A 6,841-nucleotide genomic window follows, 5' to 3' on the forward strand; every position below is an offset into this window, starting at 1 on the left:
GCTACCACTTCCAGTGGTCGAGGATGGCGGCGGCGTGTGGCCAACCGTGGGCGTGGTCCGGGATCCAGTGCACGCGCGGCCGTTCAGGGGCCGCGAGCAGATCGGCGATGAGGACGAGGTAGAGCGGCTCGGCCATGACGAGAATGTCGGTTGGCATGCCGGTCTCTAGCAGCTCGGTTTGCAGCCGATCCCACACCGTTGGGCGCAGCTCGGCGGCGCGGGCCGGGTCGAGGGGCCGGTCGTAGGTGCGCAGCGGGGTGTCGGCCGTGATCAGGCCGTGTTGTGCGGAGAGGAACCGCACGCGTGCGCGGAGCCGGGGTTCCTGACCCAGGCGCACCCGCAATGGCGGTATGCATCCACCGTCGTAGAGGTCGATTGCGGCCAGGGTTTGTTGCGTTGGAGTCTTCTCGGCCGAGCAGCCGACGAGGACCAGGTGTCGGGTGGGGTCGGCGGGTTGTCGGCTCATGCGGTTCTCACCGGCCGAACGGAGATGCCGGGGCTGCGACGTTCAGCGGGCGCGGCGTTGAGGAACGTTGTCCGGGCGTAGAGCGGTCTGGAGGCGTACGACCCGCCGCGGATGATGTGGCCGCCGCCCATGACCCGGCTCGCCGTCCATTCCCAGACGTTGCCCGCGAGGTCGAGCACACCGTGCGGGGTGGCTCCGGCAGGATGCTGGCCGACCGGTTGCGGCCGGGGCGGCGTACAGCCCTCGGCGGTCAGCACCGCTCTGTCGGGCGTCCAGGATTGCTCGCCCCATGGGTACGGTCGGCGATCTGGCCCCGCGGCTATCCACTCCCACTCGACCGACGTGGGCAACCGCCCGCCGATCTCGGCCGCCAGGCCCTCGGCCTCCGCGTGATCGATGGCCGTGACCGGCAGAGCGCCTTGACCTGGCTGAGGCAGCGTCAGCGTTGTCTGAGCGACGAGCAGGTCAGCGACCGCGCGGGGTTTGGCGGCGTCGCCATAGCGGCAGGTCCCGCCGGGAACGAACACCCAGCAGACCGTCTCGGCTGCGGATTCGGGCATTAGGCAACACCTCTTTCATCCGTCGATGAGGAAAAGGTCTTCCGGGTTGGCGAGGTGCGGTGGCCGGATGCTGCTCTTGCGTGCGTTCGGTGCCAGGTCGACATGGGCGAGCGCGGCGGTGATCGCGTCGAACGCTTCGGCGGCATGGCTTCGGCTGCGGGTGAAGGCGATGTAGTTGTCGGCGAACCGGATCAACGGTCGGCCGTCGAGGATCGTGTCGACCTGCGAGAGTCGCAGGTGGAAAAGCACCGGCCACAGTCCACTACCGGGCACCAGGGGCGTGGGGAGCCCGAGCAGGGCACGGCGGAACACCGCGAGGAATGTCCCGTCCGTGACGTGCTCGGCGAGCCAGCCGACGAACTGCTCTGTGTCACCGCCGGCCGAGGCTCCAGCGACGTCGATGTCCGCGAGCCACGCTCGTCCCGCACGGACATGTTCATCGGCTTGGCGCAATGCGGTGATTCGATTGCGACCGGGCCGGTACGCCGACACCCAGTCGCGCAGCACGCGGTGTTCTAGAATCGGTTCGAGTGCGAGCCGAATCGCTCGGTGCACGATGCGGTCCTCGACCGTGGGGATCGCCGCGGTGAACACCTTGCCGGCGAACGAGGTGATGCCGACCTCGCGGGACGGGTGGGGTGTCCATTCGCCGGACCGGAGCCGCTCGGCGAGGATGGTTAGCCGGTCACGTAGCCCCTGCCGGTAGCCGGCCCAGGTGAGCCCGTCAACGCCGGGAGCTGCTGCACGACGCATGCACAGCCGTGCGGCAGTCATCAGGTGCCGAAGGTCGACGAGGTACGGCATCAGGGAGTGCGCGGCCGGCGGACGATGCTCTATCGTGGAGGGTGCTTGGACGGCAGGAACGATCCCGCCAAACCGCACCTCTGAAGGGCCGCTACCCCACACGCGCGGCCCGGTACGGCGGGAACGACGGCCCCGTCCAAGCCCACCCGGCGAGACGATGTCAGCGGCCACGAGCGTCCTCCCACAGCAGCACGTGCAGCCGCGTCGTGAGGTTCCAGCCACGGGCCACCACCGCATCCGCCAGTTCCCGCATCCGGGACACGATGACCTCGCTGGTCGAACCTTCGGGCATCACCCACACCGGGGCCAGCTCGAACCGCGTCACCAGGTCGCTGACCTCCTCAAGATCGGCAACCCCACTGGCCACAAACTTGAACACGGCTTTCCCAGAGGTGACCAGCGTCGATAACGCGGCCGGATTGATCCGACGGTCGGCATCCCGCTCGCTGGCGAAAGCTGCCAGCTTGGGTGAGACGTTGAACGCCGCGACCTGAGCCACGAGCTCAGGCGACGGAGTCACGGCGCCGTTCGTTTCGATCTCGACCCGCCGTCCCGCAGCCGTCAACGCGGCCACCACGGGAAAGATGCGGTCCTGCTGGAGGAGCGGCTCGCCACCACTGATCACCACCAGCGGCGTCGGGTGCTCCAACACCCAGGAAACGAGTGATGCCGCGGAGTAGCGCCGCGTGTGCTCTCGAAGGTCATACCGCGACCTGTCCCAGGTGAAGGGAGTATCGCAGCCAGGGCAGGACAGGTTGCAGCGCGACAACCGCACGAACAACGCCTGTTGGCCGCAGCTCGGCCCTTCCCCCTGCAACGTCGGCCCGAACACCTCCGCGACCAGCACCGGCGGGCTCTGGACGGTCAACGGGGTCATGACAGAGCTGGCGCGAACTCGGCGAACGTCGACGCTGTCTCCGACACCCGAACTCGTTCCACCGCAACGGCGGCGGGCAGGTCGAGATGTTCGACGCACCAGCAATAGAGGTGGCGGGCCAGATTCTCGCTGGTCGCCGGCACGTCAAGCACCGCGTTCAGGTCGCGGTGGTCGAAGGACTCGTTGAGATAGGCGCCGAGCCCGGCCAGTCCGGCGAAGTCGACCACGAATCCCGGATCGGCCAGCTCGCTGGCTGTTACCAGCGTGACCTCGACGGTGTAGCTGTGCCCATGCTGCCGGCCGCACTTGTGGCCCTCTGGCAGGCCGGGCAATGAATGCGCGGCCTCGAACCGGAATTCCTTGCCAATCCGATACACCTACCCCACCCCCGCACCGTACTCGGTCGGATCGAGGATTCGGGCGTGCTCGAACGCTTCTCGGCGTTCCACGCACGTCCCGCAGGTGCCGCAATGCACCCCACCGCCCTTGTAACAGGACCAGGTGTCGGAGAACGGCACGCGCAGTTGTGCTCCGACCCTGACGATGTCGGACTTGGCCTCCGCCATGAACGGTGCCAAGACCCGAAACCGCGGATCGGCAAACCCCTCGTTCGCGGTCACCGCCATCTGCTCGAACGCCTGCACGAACACCGGTCGGCAGTCGGGATAGATCGGATGGTCACCTGCGTGAGCGCCGAACGCCACCGCATCCGCGCCGGCCGAGACCGCTCGTGCCACCGCGATATCGAGCATGATGGCGTTGCGGTTCGGCACGACGGTCGCCCGCATCGCCTCGTCGGTGTAGTGGCCGTCGGGAACGTCGACCGTGCGGTCGGTCAGCGCCGAGCCGGTAAGTAGCGGTAAAACGCCACTCAGGTCGACCACATGGTGTTCGGCGCCCAGTGCCCTGGCAGTCCGGCGGGCGTAGGACAGCTCGGTGCGGTGTCGTTGGCCGTAGTCGAAGGACAGCAGGGTCAATCGGGTTCCGCTGCGGTGCAGCAGGTAGGCCAGGACCGTGCTGTCGAGTCCGCCGGAGAGGATCGTCACCGCATGCGTGACCTTCGGTCTCACCAGGTCGTGGTATTCGGTCATGGCGGTCACCGGTCCGCTGCCAGAGCAAGGAACTCCGCCCGGAGTGATGCACTGCGGGCGAGTTCGCCGCGCCAGGCCGTGGTGACCGTTGTCGCGCCCCGAGCCGCTGCCCCTCGCAGAGTCATGCACAGATGCTCGGCGGTGATGACAACTCCTGCCCCGCCGTGGTCGGGCAACGTCTCATCCAGCCAGCCGGCAATCTGCTGAGTTAGATCCTCCTGAACTTGCAGACGGCAGGCGAACATCTCCACGACACGAGCGAGCTTCGACAAGCCCAGCAGTCGCGCTCCTGGCTGGTAACCGACGGTGGCAGTGCCGATGAAGGGGAGCATGTGGTGTGCGCACAACGAGGCGAACGGCACCGCCCGGCTAATGACCCAATCGAGGTGCTGCTCGTCATTGGGAAATGTGGTGGCCTCAAACGGCCGAGGGGTCAGCAACTCCCGGTAGGACGCGACCATTCGTTCTGCCGTGCGACGTGTGTGTTCCGTGTCGTAGTCGATGCCGAGCATGGATAGCAATGACTCCGCCGATGCGACAGCGCCATCGACTCCGGAAGCGTCCGGTGCCGCGACGTCTGTGGGTGCCTCGGTTTGAGCGACGGTCATGTGGGGCTCCTCCTGTGAAGGTCCGAGCGGTAGCGCTGCGGAGTCCGTTATGGGTTCACGTCTGGCGCTGCAACCCGTGTGGCAGGGTTCGGTGGCGCTCAGGGGAAGGCCGTTGGGCGCGCCTCGCTGAAGAGATGTAGTTCAGGTGGTCTGCAGAGCTGAACGCGGCCGTCAGTAGCCAATGGTCTGAGGACCTCGGCTCGCCAGGTCTGGGATGTGGGGCCCGGTAGGTGTCCGCGATTACGTGGCACGCCATCGCGTCGTCGGCGAAGAGCCAGTCGATGAGCAGGCCACTACCCGCATCGACATCAGCGTTGACAGTCGCCAGGATCGAGTTTCTCGGTCCGTCCGCCAAGCCATCTCGGCCAAGGGCTTGAAACCCGCAACCGTCGTGGCGGTCCCTGCCCACTTCGCGGCCAGTTGCACTTCGGCGAATCGACGGCGACGCCATTTAGCGGCTCGCTGGCGACGGTTCTGGCAGGCGCCTCGGGGTCAAGGCGGCCGCTTCTGGATGTTGGCTGGATGACGACGGAGGGTTGACCGGAGGCGGTGGCGGAGTATCCGCCGTCGTTCTTGCTCGTGCGCTCGGGTGAGGGCGTCGCGGACGTGGTCGATGATTTGGGTGCGGACGATGTTCATCTGGGCCTGGTCGCACCAGAGCACCGCGCCGTCGATGGCGGAGTGCACAGCTGCCCACGATTGGTCCGGTGACCAGTGGACGTATGCCGGCCACGTTCTCGCGAGAGTTGCCCAGGTGAGTTCCACGAACTGTTCGCGGCTGAGACGGATGGATGATTCGTTGGGCGTCAGGGAGGTGACGGTGCATTCGCGGCCTTCGCGGTGGACGCCCCAGCCGCCGGCTCTCGGGCGGATTGTCGTGGGGGTGCGTCTAGTGATCATCGGCCCGTCCCGTCCGTGGACGATCTCTGGTTGGCATTACTGCCGGCCTCGGTTGGTGGGCTGGTGGCATGTCCGATATGGGCGGTGCGGTGGCGGGCTTCGGCGGCGCCGCGTTCGGTGATTTCGAAGCGTTTGCGGTCGCGTAGGCCGCGTCCGTCTCGAGATGGCTTGATGAGTTTGGCGGTGCGTAGCGTGTACAGGTCGCGCATGGAGTAGCGGCGCCCGCCGACTCGGACGATTCGGTCGACGATCCTGGCGTGTGTGTGGGTGTCGATCGCGGTGAGCAACTCGGCCTGCGCCAGCGAAAGGTTCAACGCCGCCGGGCCTGCGTCCTGATGGCTTGGCCCGTCAGGCGCCGGCTTATCCGTCACGGCGTGCGTGACATTGACGCGCGGCGTGGGAGCCGCTGCGGCGGCCGGCGACGACCCCCATCGCCGGGGCGTCCGACCCTCTGCCGCGCCATCGGCAATGGATCGTTCCGTGGTGTGGGCGGCCTGGGCTCGGTGCCCCGTTCGCAGTTCGTGGGCGAGCGCGGCGATCTCGTCGCGCCACAGGTAAAGCGCGTGGTGTTCTTGCCCGGGTGGGGCGATTCGAGTGACCCAGGAGTTCCGGAGTTCGACGGCGAAATCGGGTAATTCGCCTCTGACAAGCCTGCTGCGAAGTTCGACCCACTGGTCGTGGGTGAGGACGATTCCGGGTTCGAGGGGCACACGGCGGCATCTGACCCGCACACCGTCGGGCAGCGCTTCGATGTCGCAGTACGACTGCCCAGGCCCAGGCGGTGTGATCGCGGCCGGGCCATCCTGGGCGGCTGCGAGATCCGCGGCTGCGATCACCTTCCTGCTGGTGGTCGGATGGGAATGTGTGTGGGTGGCGGGTTCGCCGGTAGTGGTGGTCATCCGCGTGCCCTTCCGCCGTTATCGGGTGCGCCGGGGTGCGTCAGGTTCGGTTCTCGGCCAGGTGATCGCTGCCATGACCTCCCGTGGTTCCGGACGAAGGTGGTTGGCGGGCGCTGGTTGGAGGCCGGCGATCTGGACGAAGATCGACCGCCGCTGCACGATGCGGCCCTGCGGGGACAACTCCCAACCGTCTAACCAACGCCAATTGGTGTAGGTGCTCCACCGATGAACGCCGAGGAGCAGAAACGCGAACGGGCGTTGGGCGAACTGGACACTCGCGGGCCGGTCGATCCACAACACCTGGCCGGGTTCGAGCGATGTGTGGGGCACGTGCGGTCCTTGCCTTGCCACACACCGCTTCGGCGACGCCGGTTCAGTGTTCGGCTCGCGGTGATCGGCCCCGGTCGGGCGGTGGTCATGGCCCGGGACGACGGGCGTGCCCTGCCCGGGAGCGCGGTAGTCGGGCGTGGGGGGTGTGGTGCGCCGCCGTGGGGGGCGTTTGTGGGCGGCGGCGCACCACACTGTCGGCGCCGCACGTCCGTGCCGTGGAGGTGACACGAGCGTGTGGTGCCGGTCCAGGCCCTCGGGTTCCGGCCCGGAGCACGGGCGCGCGGTGGGGGCTGCGCGGCCCGCGAC

8 protein-coding genes are annotated in these 6,841 nt (G+C 67.5%); all 8 read right to left on the minus strand.

Annotated features, from left to right (window positions below; all coding sequences use genetic code 11):
* Nucleotide 1 precedes the first annotated feature (1 nt).
* On the minus strand, nt 2–466 hold the full coding sequence (locus Asi02nite_RS28590; protein ID WP_203717076.1) for a hypothetical protein: 465 nt from the start codon (nt 464–466) through the stop codon (nt 2–4).
* The gene (locus tag Asi02nite_RS28595; RefSeq protein ID WP_203717083.1) at nt 463–1,026 is read right to left on the minus strand and encodes a formylglycine-generating enzyme family protein; all 564 of its coding nucleotides are present in this window, start codon (nt 1,024–1,026) and stop codon (nt 463–465) included. Before Asi02nite_RS28595 ends, Asi02nite_RS28590 begins: the two co-directional genes overlap by 4 nt.
* 15 nt (nt 1,027–1,041) lie before the next feature.
* On the minus strand, nt 1,042–1,830 hold the full coding sequence (locus Asi02nite_RS28600; RefSeq protein WP_203717085.1) for a reverse transcriptase family protein: 789 nt from the start codon (nt 1,828–1,830) through the stop codon (nt 1,042–1,044).
* A 160-nt stretch (nt 1,831–1,990) separates the two neighbouring features.
* On the minus strand, nt 1,991–2,698 hold the full coding sequence (locus tag Asi02nite_RS28605) for a 7-carboxy-7-deazaguanine synthase QueE (RefSeq protein WP_239127188.1): 708 nt from the start codon (nt 2,696–2,698) through the stop codon (nt 1,991–1,993).
* 5 nt (nt 2,699–2,703) lie between these two features.
* The gene (locus Asi02nite_RS28610) at nt 2,704–3,084 is read right to left on the minus strand and encodes a 6-pyruvoyl trahydropterin synthase family protein (RefSeq protein ID WP_203717087.1); all 381 of its coding nucleotides are present in this window, start codon (nt 3,082–3,084) and stop codon (nt 2,704–2,706) included.
* A complete protein-coding gene (queC, locus tag Asi02nite_RS28615; protein WP_203717088.1) occupies nt 3,085–3,798 on the minus strand; it encodes a 7-cyano-7-deazaguanine synthase QueC in 714 nt (237 codons plus the stop codon).
* Between the two features lie 5 nt (nt 3,799–3,803).
* Nucleotides 3,804–4,406, minus strand: coding sequence for a GTP cyclohydrolase I (gene folE, locus Asi02nite_RS28620; protein WP_203717089.1), 603 nt, complete (start codon nt 4,404–4,406; stop codon nt 3,804–3,806).
* An 896-nt stretch (nt 4,407–5,302) separates the two neighbouring features.
* A complete protein-coding gene (locus Asi02nite_RS28625; protein WP_203717090.1) occupies nt 5,303–6,205 on the minus strand; it encodes a hypothetical protein in 903 nt (300 codons plus the stop codon).
* Nucleotides 6,206–6,841 lie beyond the last annotated feature (636 nt).

Source organism: Asanoa siamensis (genome assembly GCF_016862555.1).
Lineage (GTDB): Bacteria > Actinomycetota > Actinomycetes > Mycobacteriales > Micromonosporaceae > Asanoa > Asanoa siamensis.